General features: G+C 70.1%; 18 protein-coding genes and 1 pseudogene. 7 read left to right on the forward strand and 12 right to left on the reverse strand.

The genetic code is table 11. The features are described 5' to 3' along the window. Positions 1-640: 640 nt before the first annotated feature. On the forward strand, positions 641-928 hold the full coding sequence (locus VIW71_RS15335; RefSeq protein WP_331622827.1) for a hypothetical protein: 288 nt from the start codon (positions 641-643) through the stop codon (positions 926-928). After that, positions 925-1,323, forward strand: a complete 399-nt coding sequence (locus VIW71_RS15340) for a PIN domain-containing protein (RefSeq protein WP_331622828.1) — start codon at positions 925-927, stop codon at positions 1,321-1,323. The genes VIW71_RS15335 and VIW71_RS15340 overlap by 4 nt, the downstream gene beginning before the upstream one ends. 666 nt (positions 1,324-1,989) lie before the next feature. On the opposite strand, the gene VIW71_RS26580 is transcribed toward VIW71_RS15340, so the two are convergent. The 8 genes from VIW71_RS26580 to VIW71_RS15375 all read right to left on the reverse strand — a co-directional run bounded on the left by VIW71_RS26580 (position 1,990) and on the right by VIW71_RS15375 (position 10,120). Then, positions 1,990-2,283, reverse strand: coding sequence for a transposase (locus VIW71_RS26580; protein ID WP_414720753.1), 294 nt, complete (start codon positions 2,281-2,283; stop codon positions 1,990-1,992). A 282-nt stretch (positions 2,284-2,565) separates the two neighbouring features. Beyond that, positions 2,566-3,387, reverse strand: a complete 822-nt coding sequence (locus tag VIW71_RS15345) for an SAM-dependent methyltransferase (protein ID WP_331622829.1) — start codon at positions 3,385-3,387, stop codon at positions 2,566-2,568. Further along, positions 3,381-4,184: a DUF6182 family protein gene (locus tag VIW71_RS15350; protein ID WP_331622830.1), complete on the reverse strand. Its 804-nt coding sequence runs from the start codon at positions 4,182-4,184 to the stop codon at positions 3,381-3,383. Before VIW71_RS15350 ends, VIW71_RS15345 begins: the two co-directional genes overlap by 7 nt. Next, positions 4,181-5,338, reverse strand: a complete 1,158-nt coding sequence (locus tag VIW71_RS15355) for a hypothetical protein (protein ID WP_331622831.1) — start codon at positions 5,336-5,338, stop codon at positions 4,181-4,183. Before VIW71_RS15355 ends, VIW71_RS15350 begins: the two co-directional genes overlap by 4 nt. A 5-nt stretch (positions 5,339-5,343) precedes the next feature. Further along, positions 5,344-6,756, reverse strand: coding sequence for an FAD-dependent oxidoreductase (locus VIW71_RS15360; protein WP_331622832.1), 1,413 nt, complete (start codon positions 6,754-6,756; stop codon positions 5,344-5,346). Between the two features lies 1 nt (position 6,757). Further along, positions 6,758-7,621: a class I SAM-dependent methyltransferase gene (locus tag VIW71_RS15365; RefSeq protein WP_331622833.1), complete on the reverse strand. Its 864-nt coding sequence runs from the start codon at positions 7,619-7,621 to the stop codon at positions 6,758-6,760. An 89-nt stretch (positions 7,622-7,710) separates the two neighbouring features. Then, on the reverse strand, positions 7,711-9,390 hold the full coding sequence (locus VIW71_RS15370) for a GH3 auxin-responsive promoter family protein (protein ID WP_331622834.1): 1,680 nt from the start codon (positions 9,388-9,390) through the stop codon (positions 7,711-7,713). Further along, positions 9,377-10,120, reverse strand: coding sequence for a hypothetical protein (locus VIW71_RS15375; RefSeq protein ID WP_331622835.1), 744 nt, complete (start codon positions 10,118-10,120; stop codon positions 9,377-9,379). Before VIW71_RS15375 ends, VIW71_RS15370 begins: the two co-directional genes overlap by 14 nt. Positions 10,121-10,448: 328 nt before the next feature. Between VIW71_RS15375 and VIW71_RS15380 the strand changes: the two genes are divergently transcribed. From VIW71_RS15380 to VIW71_RS15395, 4 genes are all read left to right on the forward strand, one after another. Next, on the forward strand, positions 10,449-11,000 hold the full coding sequence (locus VIW71_RS15380; protein ID WP_331622836.1) for an EF-hand domain-containing protein: 552 nt from the start codon (positions 10,449-10,451) through the stop codon (positions 10,998-11,000). Positions 11,001-11,082: 82 nt separating this feature from the next. Continuing rightward, on the forward strand, positions 11,083-11,769 hold the full coding sequence (locus VIW71_RS15385) for a LysR substrate-binding domain-containing protein (RefSeq protein WP_331622837.1): 687 nt from the start codon (positions 11,083-11,085) through the stop codon (positions 11,767-11,769). Beyond that, positions 11,766-12,530, forward strand: coding sequence for an alpha/beta fold hydrolase (locus tag VIW71_RS15390; RefSeq protein WP_331622838.1), 765 nt, complete (start codon positions 11,766-11,768; stop codon positions 12,528-12,530). Before VIW71_RS15385 ends, VIW71_RS15390 begins: the two co-directional genes overlap by 4 nt. Further along, positions 12,524-13,387: a class I SAM-dependent methyltransferase gene (locus VIW71_RS15395; RefSeq protein WP_331622839.1), complete on the forward strand. Its 864-nt coding sequence runs from the start codon at positions 12,524-12,526 to the stop codon at positions 13,385-13,387. The genes VIW71_RS15390 and VIW71_RS15395 overlap by 7 nt, the downstream gene beginning before the upstream one ends. Positions 13,388-14,110: 723 nt before the next feature. On the opposite strand, the pseudogene VIW71_RS15400 reads toward VIW71_RS15395, so the two are convergent. The 4 genes and pseudogenes from VIW71_RS15400 to VIW71_RS15415 form a co-directional block, all read right to left on the reverse strand. After that, positions 14,111-14,326, reverse strand: a pseudogene (locus tag VIW71_RS15400) (helix-turn-helix domain-containing protein); the annotation flags it as partial. A 35-nt stretch (positions 14,327-14,361) separates the two neighbouring features. After that, positions 14,362-14,700 carry a helix-turn-helix domain-containing protein gene (locus VIW71_RS15405; RefSeq protein ID WP_331622840.1) on the reverse strand — a complete coding sequence of 113 codons (339 nt, stop codon included), beginning with the start codon at positions 14,698-14,700 and terminating at the stop codon, positions 14,362-14,364. After that, entirely contained in the window at positions 14,697-15,029 is a 333-nt protein-coding gene (locus VIW71_RS15410) for a type II toxin-antitoxin system RelE/ParE family toxin (protein WP_331622843.1), read from the reverse strand. The genes VIW71_RS15405 and VIW71_RS15410 overlap by 4 nt, the downstream gene beginning before the upstream one ends. Continuing rightward, positions 15,030-15,233 carry a hypothetical protein gene (locus VIW71_RS15415; RefSeq protein ID WP_331622841.1) on the reverse strand — a complete coding sequence of 68 codons (204 nt, stop codon included), beginning with the start codon at positions 15,231-15,233 and terminating at the stop codon, positions 15,030-15,032. Positions 15,234-15,261: 28 nt separating this feature from the next. Here VIW71_RS15415 and VIW71_RS15420 point away from each other — a divergent pair, with 28 nt between their 5' ends. After that, positions 15,262-15,813: a hypothetical protein gene (locus VIW71_RS15420; RefSeq protein ID WP_331622842.1), complete on the forward strand. Its 552-nt coding sequence runs from the start codon at positions 15,262-15,264 to the stop codon at positions 15,811-15,813. Positions 15,814-15,867: the final 54 nt, after the last annotated feature.

A 15,867-nucleotide genomic window follows, 5' to 3' on the forward strand; every position in this document is an offset into this window, starting at 1 on the left:
CAATGTCCGTCGGAGCGGCCGCGTACGCACCTGCCCTTCGCCCGCCGCACCGAACTCGCTTCCGGGGCGGACCCCGACCTCGTGCTCCCCCAGGTGCCGCACCAATCCGGCGGACGGGATGTCGGCGTCGTAGAAGGGAAAGGCGCAGAACGCGCCTGTGGGTGTCGACGCACGGACCACGTATCTGCGAGAGCTCGTCGATCACGAGGTCGCGGCGCGTGCGGCAGGCGCGGCGCATGCGGCGGATGCCTCCGTCCCCGGTACGCAGTGCGGTCAGCGCGGCCCGCTGCACTGCGAAGTTGACCGAGCCGTTGACGGTGGCGTACACGCGTGCGGCGGTCCGCGATGACCTCCTGGGGCCTGCGTAGACACCCGAGCCGCCAGCCGGTCATGGGGTAGCTCTTGGAGAACGTCTGGCAGTACATTGTGCGGCCCGTCAGCCCGGGTACTTGAAGGGGCGGAGACGAACGGGTCGTCGGTGTAGACAAGTTCGCTGTCGGCCTCGTCGACCAGGACCAGGGATGGTCTGGTTGGACTGACCCGCCCGGGAGCCGCCTCCTGGCACCTGGTGGGCTTCTCTCGCCCGAGGCATGTCCACTCATGCTGGCGAACGGGCCGCCCGAACGGTATGGTCGATGGTATGGCAACCAAGAAGTACACCGTGACCTTGCCAGAGGAGCTTGCCGAGGAGATCCGCTCCGAGGTCGGCTCCGGCGGTTTCAGCCGCTACGTCACACAGGCAGTAGAGCGCCAGCGTGAGCGGGAGCGGTTGCACGCGGCCGTCGACTGGTGGGAGTCCGCATACGGTCCCGTCACGGCAGAGGAACTGGCGGAGGCAGAGGCTGAACGCAGAGACATCGAGCGAGCCCACGCCGAGCGCGAAGAGCGAGCGCGGAAAGCGGCCAAGCCGTCCGGAGAAGCCGCGTGAGCGACGGACAGGTCTACCTGCTTGACAGCGAAGGACTGTCGCAGTGGGTACGCGGCGACCGCCGCATGGGTTTGCGCCTCAAGGACGCCGACCGCTCGGACATCCCCGTGGCCACGACGTCGATGACACTTGTCGAGGCCTATCACGTCAAGCTCCACCGGCCGGCGTGGCGGTGGGCACTGTCGCGCCTGCGCGTGGAACCGGTGACCGAACAGATTGCCAATGACGCCATCGACCTCCTCCAGGACGCCGGGCTGCATGGCCACAAGTACGCGATCGACGCCGCCCTGGCCGCTGTAGCCCTGCGACAGCCCGGCCGGGTCACGATCTTCACCTCGGACGAGGACGACATGCGGCAGCTCTGCGGGGACCGCGTGGTGGTCGTGAAGCTCTGACGCTCGGCGCCCAGATCGCCCGGCGTGAACCGTCACGACGCGCCTCCGTGGGCAGCGCTGTCGGGCAGGTCAGAGCCCGGATCTCTGGGAGAATTTGGGAGACGATCATGGAAAAGAGGCCTCCCGAGACCATGTCAGACCCCCCACTCACCCCCTGGCCTGCGGTTTCCCGATCCTCGCAGGCCAGGCCACGCCCCGGACGTCATTCGGGACGAAGAGGCCCCGTGGGTTCAAAGCCCGCCACCCCGACCCAGGTCAGAGGCCCTACCGGAGAGGTCCGGTAGGGCCTCTGACGTGTCTGTCGGCACGAAAGTACGGCAACCGCCCCGGCTCTCCCCGGCCGCCAGCAGCCCGGTCCGGACCGCTCACGGCCGCCCGGTCCCCTTCCGAGCGGCCGTGAGCGGAAGCATCGGCGGCTGCGGCTACCGACCGAAACCTGCTTTGCAACCGGCGCCGGGACCTTGTAGACGATGCTGGTGGTCGCGGTGCCGCCGTCGGTCTGTGTGTTGGAGCCCTGGGTCAGGGTCGGGTGGGAGGCGGACAGCAGCATGCCGTCACCGGCGACCGGCCCGGAGCCGACGTTGCCGTAGGTGAAGGTCCACGGCAGCTCGCCCGGGTCGGTCTGGGTCGCCACGCGCCCGGCGGTGTCGCACGCGTACTGCGCGATCACACTCGCGGTGGAGGCGCTGTCCCCGGGGGCGGTGGCCCACAGCTTGATCTGCTTGACCTGCCCGGCGAAGTCACCGAACGTGCCACCGGTCGCGGTTGAATCCGCCGCGGCGACCTTGAGGATTCATTCGCCCGCCGCAGCTCGGCGACCTCCTTCCCCAGTTCCCGGATCCGCTCACGCTCCAGCTTTGCCGCCACAGCGTCCGCAGCGGCCTGGGCCCGGGCTTTCTTCACCCAGCGCCGCAGGGCCTCGGGGTGGATCCCGAGCAGGTCCCCGACCTCCCGGATGATTACCGGCCGCCCGGGGTCTGCCTCTGTTTCTCGGCGGCCATCCGCACGGCGCGCTCGATCAGCTCCGCTGGATACTTCCTCTGCGCCGACATGAGCGCATCCTTCCAAGGTTCAGCGCGCTCTGCACCGAACCCGGAGCGGTTCACCGTGAGGATGATCTATCGCGAGAGCGGCGGGATGGTTGGTCAACCCGCCCCCGGGTTTGGCGTTCAGCACAAGGCAGCGCCAGAGCAATGGAGGCCACCCCGGACGTCCTCCCAGTTCCGCGTCGTGCAGCGACGTTCAGGGGCGTACCGCGGTCAGGAGGCCGTAACGGATCTGCGGGACGCGGCCGAAACGCTCCGTGAGGTCCGCCGCCCTGTTCCACTCAGCGGCGGTCTCGTCGTCCTCCTCCTGCGCCGCGGCGCGCCAGGTGGCGGCCAGGGCATCGTAGGATCGGCGTGCGTTCTCACTGACGTCGGTGAAGTCGACGACCTGGAGGCCCGCACCCTCGGCGAGTCCCCGGTAGCAGTCGGGGGTCAGCGACAGTTTGAAGAAGTCGTAGGAGTCGGCCAGGAGCGTGGCCGACTCGCCTTCGAGTTCCCCCTCCAGGTAGATGTCGGCCATCACGAGCCGCCCTCCTGGGCGCAGGACGCGGGCCGCATGGGACATCGCTGCCTTGCGGTCCTTCATGTGGATGAACGACTCGATGGCGTAAGCGCCGTCGAAGGAGTCGTTCGGGAAGGGCAGTTCCATGGCGTCGGCGAGGTGGAATGCGGCGCGACCGGGCGGTTCAGCGTGCTGGGAGCGGCTGTTGGCCAGACCGACCTGGTATTCGCTGACGCTGATTCCGGTGATCTCGACCGGGTGATGGGCGGCGATGCGCAGGGCGGGGCTGCCGTGGCCGCAGCCGATGTCCAGAATGCGCTGGCCGTCCGCCGGTTGGAGGCGCTCGGCCACCATGTCGGTGAGCCGGTCTGTGGCCTGCTCAACGGAGCTGGCGTCTGCGGCGTTCTCCCAGTAGCCGAGGTGGATGTTGCCGCCCAGGGCGCGGGTGTAGACGTCGGTGTAACGGTTGTAGAGGGTGCCCACCTCGGCGGGGGTGTGGGGGTGCTGGGTCAGCATGGGTTGGCGTTCCGTTCTTCTCGGGGTTGTGACGGGACGGCGCAGCGATGGCCGGCCCCGGAGGGTGGTGAAGGCAGAGGTGCGGTCAGGGCCGCCCACAGCCGCAGTCGGCCGCGTCCGCGTTCGGCCGTGCTGTCGGCATCGACTCGCAGCGCAGCGAACGAGCCCACGGGGAGCTGGGGTAGTTGTCGCAGCGTCAGGGTGTCCGTGCCCAGGACGAGCTCGTCGAAGACAGCCTCGGCAAGGAGGTGGCCCAGGTGGACGAGCACTCCGGAGACCGGCACCCCGGCCGTGGCGACGTAGAGCTCCCGGTGGACCGGCGTCCGGCGGGTCCGTTCGGTGACGGCGGGCACCTCCACGGTGACCGGCGCCGCGGCTGGGAGGGGCCCGGGCGCGTCCAGGGCCTTCAGCAGCCGGCGCAGCCCGAGGTACGCCTCCGGCGGCGCGGGCAGCGCCCAGGCGCAGTCGCCAGCGGTGTGGGCGAAGGCGAAGCGGTCCGCGAGCCGGGCGGGGGAGCCCGCCAGGTAGACGGTACGGGTGAAGGACCGGCGCCACCGCGAGGCCGCCTCTGCGGGCAGCGCGAGGGCGAACGCGCACGTCCCGGCGGTCCAGGCGGCGAGGTCGATCCGGCCGAGCACGCACACCGCCGCCGTGGCGTCCGGCTCTGCCAGCACCGCCTCCTTGATGCGGTCCAGGTCCTCGGCGGTGTCGAGGGGGAAATGGGCGGCCAGGTCGGGCCGGGCTCGGCGGACCCGGGCAGCGACGTCGGCCAGCAGGCGCTGCTGGGCGGCGGTCACAGGTACACCTCCCGCAGCAGGGACGTGGCGGGCGGCGCGGGCCGGCGCCGGGCCAGCAGCGCGGAGGTCAGCCGATACGGGTGGACGAACAGATGGTCTCGTCGGTGCCGGCCGATCTCCGTCGCCATCTCCTCCCTGGTCAGGCCATCGGATGCGGTCGCCAGCAGGCGCGCGGCGCGGCGCAGGCACTGCTCCAACAGGTCGTGGCGGAAGGACTGTTGGGTGCCGGGACCGAGAACGGCGATGAAGTACAGGCGCATGCCCAGCCGGACGGCCTCCGGTTCGTGGCCGTCGGCCGCGGCCAACAGGGCGTCGGCCGCGTGCCCCTGCCAGCCGCCCTGCCGGGCGGACCGGACCACGCCGTCGATCGGCACCCGGCCGATGGCGAACCGGCGCGTGCCCGCGCCGGCGATAGCCAGTGTCCGTTCCAGGAGCCGGTAGTCGGGCCCGAGCTCAGGGTCGTACACCAGGACGACCTCGTCGTACTCCGGGGCCAGGGGCAGTAGTTCCCGTAGCGCGCAAGCCAGGTAGTTGGGCCGGCCGTCCGCGCCGACGATGGGGCGCAGCGGCAGCCCCCAGCGTGTGAGGTCCAGATAGACAGGACCGCCATGGCCACGCAGGTCAAGAAGGACATCGAGCGCGCCGAGGTGTTCGAGGACCTCGTCCAGGTCCATGCCGGGCGGCTGGTGGGCCAGCAGTCCGGGGTCGTGGAGGCCCAGCCGGGAGAAGTGCGCGGTCCACCACCGCAGCACCCGGACGCTGACGGGGTGCACCCATCCCTGGTGCTCGACGGCGTCGGCGTAAGGGCGCAACTCGTCGGCGGTGGGGCGGTGCGGGTCTTGACGGTAGGCGACGTAGAGTTCGCCGATCTGCTCCTCGCTGAGGTCCTCGTAGTCGCTGTCGCCCCGGGTGTGGTCGAGGTACGCCCAGAAGCCGAGCGTCTGCTCGGTGAGGTGGTAGGTGGTGTGGCTGTAGCGGTAGGCGCACTCGGTGAGCAGGGCCGTGGCGCGGTACATCACGTCGCTCCACAGCAGGAACTTCAGGTGGCTGGGCGTCAACGGCTTGGTCGGCGTGATCGTCACAGGCGCGAGCAGGACGCGGCCGGGGCGGTCCGCCGCGGGCTTCGTTGCGGCGTGCGCTGCGGGTCCGGGCATCGGCGTCAGCCTCCTCCCGCCGCGGTGAGCAACTGTGCGAAGCTGTGCCGGGTGGGAGCGGGCGGCTCCTGTGTCCCCGGTGTGTGCGGGCGCGAGTGCCACAACGGCCCGCTGCGATCTTCGTCGTGCGGAGCCAGCGTCATCAACATGCGCATGAGGTCGCGCCAGACCAGGCCGTCCCGTTGGGCAGTGCCCGCCTGGGCGGGCACGAGCTGCCGCGCGGGGCCGCGTGACACGGCGGGCGGCGCGGCCGACACGCGCCAGTGGGCGGAGCGTTCGTTGTCGGCCCGGACCGAGTGCTCGTACCAGGGCTTCATGAGCCGGAGCGTGCAGCGGGCCGCGGCCGAACCCAGCCCTGGATCGTCGGGGAACCGCTCAGCCAGCAGGCCACCGAGCGCGAAGGCGTGCGCGAGAGCCAGGGACATACCGCGACCGAAGAGCGGGTTGGTCACGCACGCGGCGTCGCCTACGTGGTACAGCCCGGCGATCGCGGCCGGACCGCCCGTGGCCGCGCCGCGCAGCACGGTGGGCGGGCAGCTGAGGGCGCGCACCGGTGTCAGCGGCTCTCCCGCGTCGGCCCACGCGGCGAGCCACGGGGTGGCCCGCGCGGCGGCGGTGAACACCGCGGTGTGACGCAATGCCTGGGCGACCGGGTCGCCCGGGAGAGCGGTGAGGACCACGGAGTGGGTGGCGTCGTCGCCGAGGTGGACGAAGCCGGCGTAGTGGTCCCAGATGCCGCCTGCCGCGTTGCCCCGGTTCAGCGGCCCGGGCCGGCCGCCGCTCCGACGACGCCGGTAGAAGCGGGTGTAGACGGCGAGCCCTGATGGGTGGAGGCGGTCCTCGGCGGTCGGAACGCCCGCCGCCTTCAACCAGTTCCTTGAGGCGCAGCGGCGTCCGGTGGCGTCGATGACGGCGTCGGCGGCCAGACTCCGGCCGTCGTCGGCCACGATTCCGGTGGCCCGGGCGCGGTCGTCGAGTAACAGGCCCCGCACCACGGTCCGGTGCCGGATGTCGACACCCGGCACATCCCGCACGGCCCGGTACAGCGCGAGCTCCAGTGTGGTCCGGCGGCAGCCGAGGGCCACCAGTTCCTCGTCGCCCGCCCGCCGGTCGCGGTGGCTGGCGCCGGCGGGCATGGCGGCCGTGAGGTCGAGCAGCTCCGCCCCGACGGCGAGCACCGCGTCCAGGACCTGCGGTGCGTGTGCCGACAGGGTCCGCACGCCAAGGCCGGTCAGGTTGTGCGAGTGGGACGCCTGGGGCGCGGAGGGCCGGTGCCACGTCTCGGCAGTCTGTGCGAGATCGCCTTCGGGCGGCGCCGGGTCGCGCTCCAGGACGAGGACGCGGTACCCGGCGGTGCCGAGCGCGAGTGCTGTGGCGAGCCCCGCGACGCTGCCGCCGGCGATGACAGCGGTGGGCATATCAGACGCGTTCCCCGTGGACGTAGAAGAACCGCCGTACGCCCAGCTGTCCGGGCTCGGGCACCGGATCGGCCCAGCGGCTGTAGGCGAGGGTCTGCCCGGTACCTGGCTGCACCGCGCGGGTGTGGAAGCCGTGCTCGGCGAAGAGGGCCACCGGGTCGTCGCTGCCGAACACCCAGGGGCAGCCCCACCCGGCGAACACATCGAGCAGCGGCCGCATGTCGGGCACGGCCAGCGCGGTGGCGCTGACGATGTCGGCGGCGATCCGGCTGCCGGGCGCCATCATGGCCGCCACCCGGTCCAGCATGCGGCGGCCGTCACTCTCCGGGATGTAGTACAGCAGTCCCTCCAGCAGCCACGTCGATGGGGCACTGGGGTCGTACCCGGCCTCCTTGAGAGAGTCCTCCCAGGTTTGGGTGACCAGGTCGACAGGCACAGTGCGGTGGTCGACCCGGGGCCGTTCGCCAGCGAGCCGCATGGCCTTGTGCTCCAGGACGACCGGCCGGTCCACCTCGAAGTACCGGATGTGGTCGGGCCAGGGCAACCGGTAGGCGCGTGAGTCCATGCCGGAGGGCGCGAGGACGATCTGCGTCATGGCCTGGTCCTGCGCGGCCTCCTGGAGAAGCTCGTCGAAGAACCGGGTGCGGATCGCGTTGTAGTCCGGTGTGCTGGGCACGGTCCTGGGCCGACTCTGCGGGAAAGTCACCCGGAGCACCTCCTCCAGCAGCTGCGGGCCGAGTTCGCCTGCCAGCCGCTGCGCGAAGGGGTCCTCGTAGAGCCGGTTGGGTCGGCGGGTCTCCGCAGCCCGCAGTGCCGCGGTGAGCAGCGCTGTGCGTTCGACGGCGTCGAGGCGGGTCGCGGTCATGCCTGTTCTCCTCGGTTCTGGTCTTCGGGTGTCTGTCGGGCTTCGCGGGTACGGTCCGGGGTTGCCGGCACCTGGCCGGTCAGCCGCTGTCAGAGCACGGGGTCCTGACGGAAGAGGCGGTCCTTGACCTGGGTGGGGCGGATTCCGCTGCGCACTGCTTCGATCCAGTCGCGCTGGAAGGAGTCGGCAGGCAGCCGCAGCAGCTCGGGCGTTCCGAGCCGGCCGCGGCGGCGCGCGTCTGCGTAACCAGGCGACTCGTGGCACAGCGCCGTGTCGAGCAGGCCGGTGAGGCGGTCTGTCTCGTCCTGGCTCCACGGGGTGCGCGGCTGCACGGCGAAGGTGTAGCCGGCCGGGCTGTCGTGCGGCTGACTCACCCGGCAGGCCGCGTTGCCCACCTCGAGTCCGAGGCCGGCCAGCGCGGCGGACAGCGCCCGGACGACCTGGCCCTCACGCAGCCGCTCCCCGACAGCGTCACTGAGCGTGCTGCGGCCGGCGTACTCCACCCGCGGCACACCGTGGGCGTGGTCGACGACCCGGACGATGTCGCCGCCGGTGTACCGGTAGAGGCCGCCCACGTGGCTGAAGATCACGTGGTATTCGCGCCCGGCCTCCACCTCATGCGCCAGCAGTGTCCGGGAGTCCGGGCGCAGGTCCTCCGCCGCGTCCACGAACTCGTGCACGGCCGCGGTGAGAACCAGGCTGCCGGCCGTGGGATGCCGATCAAGCGCCACCCCCACCGGGCCCTCGGACTGGGCCACCGGACCGGGCAGCACGGTCGCGTCCGCGCCGAACTCCTCGCGCAGCCGTGGCAGGTAGAGCGAGGCCACACCGGTCGTCCAGGTGAGGACGACCCGCATGCCAGGCCACACATGGGCCGGCCGCACCCGGTCACCGACGTACCCGGCGACGCGCTCCAATTCCGCGGCGCGATCCGGGTTGGGCGAGCCGTGCGGGTGCCCGGCGACGGTGCCGTCGCGGATGTCCCGGACAATCCGCTCCCACCACAGGCGCAGCTGGTAGGGGAGCGCCGCCACCATCGCGGGGTTGAAGGTGACGATGCCGCGCAACCCGCGGTGCTCGACGGCGAGGCGCAGCCGCGCATAGACCCGCTCCAGGTGTTCGTCCTCGCCGATCCACGCCGGGAGCGCCGACCAGGGGGCCGCCGTGCCCGGTTCGGCCGCAAGCGGTTCCCCGAATCGGTTGCCGAAGTCGACCTGGCTGGCGCCCAGATGGGGACGACCGGAGCCTGTGGTCCGGGGGGCCGTCAGCGGGTCCTGCTTGAGGTTGAGCACGGCCCGCGGGTCGGCCACCACCTGCCAGAAGTGCTCGGCCATCGGAGCCCACATGGCGTAGTAGAACGGCATGAAGACAGTGCGCACGAACCGGGGCGTCACCGGGATCTTCTTGTGGTCGCCGGTACTGCCGCTGCTGGTGAAGTAAACGGCCGGATCATCGGCGCTGAGTACCCGGCTCTCGCCCGCCGCCATGCGCTCGATGAGCGGGGCGAGGTCGGCGTAGCTGTGGATCGGGACCGCCTTGCGGAAGTCGTCGATGCCCTGGAGCGCTTCGAACCGGTGCTTCCTGCCGAACTCCGTCCCGGCGTTGAACGTGAGAAGGTCTTCGAGGACCCGGTCGCGGTGCCCGGCAAGGTCCGCGCAGGCCCTACGGAGACCGTCCCGTTCGGCGAACACCCTGTGCCGGTAACGCTGGAGGCGTTCGGGACCCTCCCAGGCATTCCCGGCGGCCGACGCCGCGTCATGCGTATTCATCGTCAAGTACCTCTCGGATGGCCCGGGCAGTGTGACCCGCGCTTCGCTGCTCCCCGATGACGGTGACCGGCAGGTGAGCGATCTCTTCCCGGATGAGTTTCCCCAGGTCCCGTTGGTAGGTTTCGAAACCTTCCTGGCCGACATCGTTTCCGTAACACTCCAGCGGATGGGCGGAGTTCTCCCGTCGGGCCCGGTCCCAGGCGGTCGCGGGAGCGACGTCCAGATAAATGACGCGACGCGGCTGCGGGAAAGAGCGCCACCAGTCGAACATGGGATTTTTTGCGGCTCCAGCCATACGGCATTTAGTCAGCGTCTTGTAGTAATAGGAATCCACCAGAATCGGCCGCCCGCTCATCCGCTGGATACGGTCACGCATATGGATGACCAATGTCTGCGAAAGCGCCGTAAGGAAATCCGGCGAAAACGCCTGCCCAAGCGCCGTTCCGACGTCCGCGACAATGGCGCCGTGCAGCCGCTCCAACAGCAGATGCCCAGGCCCCAGATGCGTCCGATCCACCGAGACGATCGGCAGCGCCAGGCCACCCGCGATCAGTTCACGCAGCGCGGACGACTTCCCGGCATGATCCGGCCCCGACACGACACAGAAGTCCGGTCTCGCGGTCATTTGATATTCCCATCTCCGTTCCGTCTCGGTGAAGGTGCGGCCCCGGCCCTCGAAGGACGCGACGCAATACCTCGGGAGCGTCACGGAGAAGGTGTAGCCACGCACCCGCCTCCGAGCAACTGTCGGCGCGCGCCGGTGGACACCTTTGGCCACATTGGCGCGGCAGTGCAAGTCGGCGGGCGGCTGCGGCGCCCCCCGGGCCGCGTCACTCGATAGTGCAGCAACGGCCGTATCCCAAACCAACGAGCACGTACTTTCCGGAACGAAGAAATAGAGTAACGATTCTGCAATCCAGTTGAATTCGCCCGTTGGAGTGAAGAAGGCGTCCCCTTGAGCCAGGCTCCGCGTGTCGCAGATATCCGCTACTAAACTTCCCCGTGCCGCCGGCAACCGCTGGCGGGAATCTCAGGAAACGACCGTAGACAGGGACAACATGGCTACAGCCACGAGCGACCCGATCAGCATCAAACTGGACCAGTTGTTCAGCGCCACCGACACCGACAGCGACGGGTACGTCGACTGGAGCGACTACCAGCGGCTCGTCGACCGCTACCTCACCGGCTACAAGATCGACAAGAGCGACCGCCGGGCGCAGGCGCTGCTGATCGCGTACCAGATGCAGTGGGCCGAGCTGCTGCGCCACGCGGACGGCGTCAACCGCCTCTCCAAGGAGCAGTACCACTTCGCCAGCCGCGCGGCGAGCGTGGACACCAGCCGCTTCAACATGGTCGAGGGGGTTCCGCACGCCATCTTCGACATCATGGACACCGACGGCGACAACACCATCAGCAAGGCCGAGTTCAAGCAGTTTCTGGGCGTCTGGAACATCACCGATCCCGACGCGATGGACACGTTCGCCGAGCTGGACACGGACGGCGACGGCAGCATCAGCCGCCAGGAATTCATCCGCGCGGTGCGCGAGTTCTTCTACTCTCCGGACCTTGAGGCGCCCGGAAGCCTCTTCTTCGGCCACCTCGCCAAGTGATCCCCGCGAGCGGGGTTCGGCCGCCCGCCGCACCCCGCTCCGTTCAGCCCTTCTCGCTCGTACCGACCAAGGACACACCGCGTTGCAGCACGCCACCGCCGCGGCCCCCCGCTCCGTCGGCATCATCCGGCTCGGATACCACGGTTCCCCGGTCCTGCCGCGCGCTGTGCTGCGGCGGGCCGGTTTTCCCGTACACCTGGTCCGCCTGGTGGAGCACGAGGTCGCCGATCCGTTCCAGAAGCTGCGTGCGGGGGGTCTTGACGTGATGGTGGTCAAGTTCGGGCTCGGCCAAGCCGAGCCCGACCTGCGCCGCAGCCGCCCCGTCGGCCATGACCCGCGCGCCGTACTCGTGGCTGCGGACCACCCGCTGGCCGCACGGAAGTCCGTCTCCGTCGAGGAGGTGGCCGACTACGGCGTCTTCGACTGCCCCGGCGTGATGCCTCCCGCCGTCTGGGACGAAGCCGTGCCCCGCACCACGCCGTCCGGCCGCTCCCTGCGGCGTACCCACCCGCTTGTCGACGTGGCCGATATGATTACTGCGGTCGCGGCAGGCGAGGCAGTCCACCTCTCCCTCGCATCGCTGGCCGACGTGCTGCCACCGGGTGTCACCGCCGTGCCGGTCCACGACCTGCCGTCGGCGCCGGTGGCGCTGGCCTGGTGCACGGCACGCCCCCTCCCCGACGACGTCGCGCGACTGGTGCGGGCGGCGGAGGCGGCGGCGGGCGTCTTCGGCGACGCCGCGGCGCCGGCCGACGCGGTGGCGTGGTGACAGGGGCGGGACGGCCGCCGGTGGTGCTGCTGCACGCCTTGCTCCAAGACTCGTCCATGTGGGAGGCCCAGCGCCGGGCGTTGATCAGGCTGGGTCACCGCGTGCTCGTACCGGACCAACGCGGCTTCGGCCGCACGCCGCTCGGTGACCGCGAGCCCGCCATCGATCTGCTCGCCGACGACGTGGCCCGGCTCCTGGACGACGAGGGCATCGACCGCGCCGCCGTCATCGGCTCGTCCATGGGCGGCTACGTGGCCATGGACGTCCTGCGGCGCCACCCCGACCGCGTGGCGGCCCTCGGTCTGCTCGCCAGCCGCGCCACCGCCGACTCTCCCGCAGACCGCGTCCACCGCGAGTGGACGGCCGCACGCTGTGTCAACGGCCGTGCCTGGACCGAACTCCTGGCACGCCTCGTGCCCGCACTGACAGGCAGGACGACACGCGCCACCCGGCCCGCGGTCACCGCCCGGGTCAGGAGGACGGCGTCGGCCACCGACCCTGCCTCGCTCGCCTGGGCGCTGCACGCGATCGCGGACCGCCCCTGCTCGCTGGCCGTGCTGCACGAGGCGCGCGTCCCCTCCGCGGTGATCGCCGGAGCGGAGGACGACCTGGTCCACCTGGACGAGATGCGAGCCGCCGCCGCGGCCCTCCCCCACGGGCGCCTCGTCGTCATCCCCGATGCAGGGCACCTACCGCCACTGGAAACCCCCGAGCCCGTCGCCGAGGCCCTGCACGGCCTCCTCCAGGAAACCTCATGCTGACCCAAGACCCCCAGCCGACCGCCCACACCCCCGCCGCCTGGGGATTCACCGCCTCCACGGGGCAGCCCTTCACTCACCAGTCGATCGTCGACGCGCACTTCGACGCCTGTCGGGAGCCCTACCGCGGCCTGCTGAACCAGGTCGGCATCCAACCAGGCATGCACGTCCTGGACGCGGGGTGCTGCGGCGGCCACTTCCTGCCATGGCTCGCCGAACTCGCCGGCCCGCACGGGCGCGTCTCGGCCGTCGATCTGGCCCCCGAACACGCAGCCCGCGCCGCCGCCCGGGTGCGGTCGGCGCACCTCGCCTGCCCGGTCGACGTCCGCCAAGGGGACATCACCAGCCTGCCGTATGAGGACGGCAGCTTCGACGCGGTCTGGTGCTCCAACACCGTCCAGGTCCTCACCGATGACGAACTGCGTTTCAGCCTCGCCGAGTTGCGCCGGGTCACCCGTCCCGGCGGCCTCATCGCCGTCAAAGACGTCGACGCCCATGCCTTCGCTGTCCGGCCGGGAGACCCGTTCCTCTTCTCCGACCTCTTCCGTGCCGCCGCCAAGTCACCCGGATACCTGCGGCAGGTGCTGCGCAACCGCGAGTTGTACGTATGGATGCGGAAGGCCGGCATCGGCAATGTGCGCCAGCGAACGGTTTCCATCGAGCACTTCGCCCCCTTCACCGGGGAGGTCCACGCATACTACGGTCCCGCCTTCGCCGAACTCGCCGAGCAGGCAATGAAGCTCGGCCTGACCTCCCCCAGTTGGGTCGCCCTGCGCGAGCCCGCCCACCCTCGCAGCCCGTTCAACCACCCCGACGGGTACGTCAGCGAGGGCAACGTGCTCGCCGTCGGGACAGCTTGACCTCCACGCTTCCAGGGCGGCCCGCCCAGCTCACCCCGCTCCACCGCAGCGTGCAAGGCATGCACCAGCACCTTGCGCTTGCGGCGCATCGTCTCCACCGCCGCCTCGCCCCCGTCGATGCGACGGCGCAGCGACTCCGGCACCTCCCGAGCCAGCACCGGGTCACGGCCCTGCACGCCGCAGTGATCATCGGCACCCGGCTCGGCCAGCTCCGGAATGCTGGGTCTTCGATCTTGAGCGGTGTGCCTCAGTGGGGCGGCTGACACTCCGTCACGGTCGGTGATGGAGTTGGTGGCCCGGATGCAGGAGGCCCGTGGTCCTGAGTGATCATTTCTGTTCTCTACGCAGAACGATCACCAGGAGCCACGGGCTTGCTCAACGATACGACGTTGCTGCTTGACCTCGACGGGGAGTCCGTCGTGCGGGTCGAACGGCTGGCCGACGGCAGACGCCGGGTCCACCTGGTCACCGCTGACGAGACTGCCCGGGCGTGCCCGGCCTGTGGGGTGTTCGCCACCCAACTGGGAAGACCTCGACCCTCGCCCGCCAGCACATAGTACGTGTGCTGGCGGGGTCGCCGTCAGCTGCAACCTCGCTGGTCAGGCTCCGATTTGACAGTCATTCCACGTCCGTGCATGCGCACTGAAGTCCACCGGCGTTGCCGTCACTACTGCCATCAACGGTCTAGACCACTCAGGGAATTCTCGGGATTTGAGATCCACGTCAAGCGGCCTCGTCGTGCGGAGTGAGACTGATGCTCAAGTCGGCTCCAAGGGCACGGGCCAGGCGGCGCAGCATCGGGAGGGTGGGCACCGTTCCGCCGGCTTCGAAGCGGGAGATCTGCGGCTGTTTCATACCGCACCGCTCAGCCAGCTCGGCCTGGGACAGCCCGAGCTCGGTGCGCCGGTCGTGGATGAGTCTGCCCAGCTCGCGGGCGAGTGCTGTGGAGGCGTCATGCATGGCTCCTCCTGGGTTCAGGCGGCCGGGGTGACGATGGTGACGGTGGGCTCATCCCCAGGGGTGAGGTGCATGTCGACGGTGAGGTCCAGGGCTCGGGCCAGGCGCATGATGACAGCGATGGGCGGCAGTTCGGTGGCGGTCTCGATGCCTTCGATCTCGTCGGTGGTGGTGTGCAGGCGCTCGGCCAGGTCGGCCTCGCTCAGCCCGAGTTGCTTGCGCCGGTCGTAGACGGCCTTGCCCAGCGTCATGGCCAGGCTGGCTTCTTCGTAGACGCGGTCATACTCGGGGTCGGCGTCGAGGTGTTCACCGATCAGCTGGCGGTGGCGGCGGGTTCTCCATTCGCTGTGATTCATCGGTTCTCCTTGAGGTCGCGGCTGTAGAGGTCGTGCTCGGCGGCTGCCTGGTGTTCGGCTTCGCACAGCCGTTGGGCGGCGTGAGCGCGGTCCACTTCGGCCTGCTCGCGCATCTTGGTCTTGCGGAACACGGTGAGCAGCACGACGCGACGGTCGGGTGCGAGCCAGTAGGTGATGCGCTGGTGGGCATCGCCGAGGCGGAATCGCAGCTCGCGGAGCTTGCCGCCCAGGTGGCGGGAGTGCGGTTCGTCGAGCGTGGTGGGCTGCTCGGCGAGCAGGTCGGCGACGCGCTCGGCCTGCTTGTAGTAATGGGCGGGAATGTTCTCCAGTCACATCCGCACCTCCGGCTCGATCTCGATCGAGTACCGCCCGCTGTCCATAGCACCGATGATATATCGCACAGGGTGCGAGAGCGCGACTTCGTAGCTCAGGTCGTGTGCCGTCGCCGCGACCGCAGCCCGCACCCCCTTCGACCAACCCATATGCGAACCCAGCATCACCACCTGCACCTCGTACGCCTCGGACTGGTCCAAGGTGCGGCAACTGATCGCCCCGGGTGGCATGAACGCCGACACCATCCCCGACCTCGTCACCGAGGAGACCGGGAACCTGCTGTGGTTCTTCCCCGGCACCGCCACCAGCGGACGCCTCGGCGACCCGCAGCTCATCGGCAACGGCGGCTGGGACGGACACACCGTCATCACCCCGGGCAACACCCCCGCCGACAACGGCATCGCCCCCCTGTGGACCCGCAACAACACCACCGGGAACCTCTACAAGTTCACCACCACCCACCCCCTCATCATCAGCGTCGGCGACATCAGCGGCGACGAAGCCCCCGACCTCATCACCACCACATCCGCCGGCCAACTCATGGACCAACTCGGCACCACCACCCCCAGCACCACACAATTCGACGGCACCCCAGGAAAACCCGCCCAGATCGCCGGCTCCGGCTGGACCGCCATCGCCAGCATCAGCCCGACATGGAATGCCTCGCCGCCGCCCGTCCGCTGCTCACCGCCGATGGTGCAGGGCAGCTGGACCGGGTTCTCGGGCAGCTCTTTCAGCTTGGCCTCCAGCCGGGCGCGCTCCGGGCTGCCTGGGGAGTAGGAGTGGACCGACCCTCACCGCCCTGTGGAGCGGCTACACCGCTCCCGCCTCCCT

This window comes from Streptomyces sp., assembly GCF_036524955.1.
Taxonomy (GTDB): Bacteria; Actinomycetota; Actinomycetes; order Streptomycetales; family Streptomycetaceae; genus Actinacidiphila.

Bases quoted from the DNA above. Each gene is read 5' to 3' on its own strand.
- VIW71_RS15335 (WP_331622827.1), top strand. From the start codon at position 641: ATGGCAACCAAGAAGTACACCGTGACCTTGCCAGAGGAGCTTGCCGAG.
- VIW71_RS15345 (WP_331622829.1), bottom strand. From the start codon at position 3,387: ATGCTGACCCAGCACCCCCACACCCCCGCCGAGGTGGGCACCCTCTAC.
- VIW71_RS15355 (WP_331622831.1), bottom strand. From the start codon at position 5,338: ATGCCCGGACCCGCAGCGCACGCCGCAACGAAGCCCGCGGCGGACCGC.
- VIW71_RS15360 (WP_331622832.1), bottom strand. From the start codon at position 6,756: ATGCCCACCGCTGTCATCGCCGGCGGCAGCGTCGCGGGGCTCGCCACA.
- VIW71_RS15365 (WP_331622833.1), bottom strand. From the start codon at position 7,621: ATGACCGCGACCCGCCTCGACGCCGTCGAACGCACAGCGCTGCTCACC.
- VIW71_RS15370 (WP_331622834.1), bottom strand. From the start codon at position 9,390: ATGAATACGCATGACGCGGCGTCGGCCGCCGGGAATGCCTGGGAGGGT.
- VIW71_RS15380 (WP_331622836.1), top strand. From the start codon at position 10,449: ATGGCTACAGCCACGAGCGACCCGATCAGCATCAAACTGGACCAGTTG.
- VIW71_RS15395 (WP_331622839.1), top strand. From the start codon at position 12,524: ATGCTGACCCAAGACCCCCAGCCGACCGCCCACACCCCCGCCGCCTGG.
- VIW71_RS15405 (WP_331622840.1), bottom strand. From the start codon at position 14,700: ATGAATCACAGCGAATGGAGAACCCGCCGCCACCGCCAGCTGATCGGT.
- VIW71_RS15420 (WP_331622842.1), top strand. From the start codon at position 15,262: ATGAACGCCGACACCATCCCCGACCTCGTCACCGAGGAGACCGGGAAC.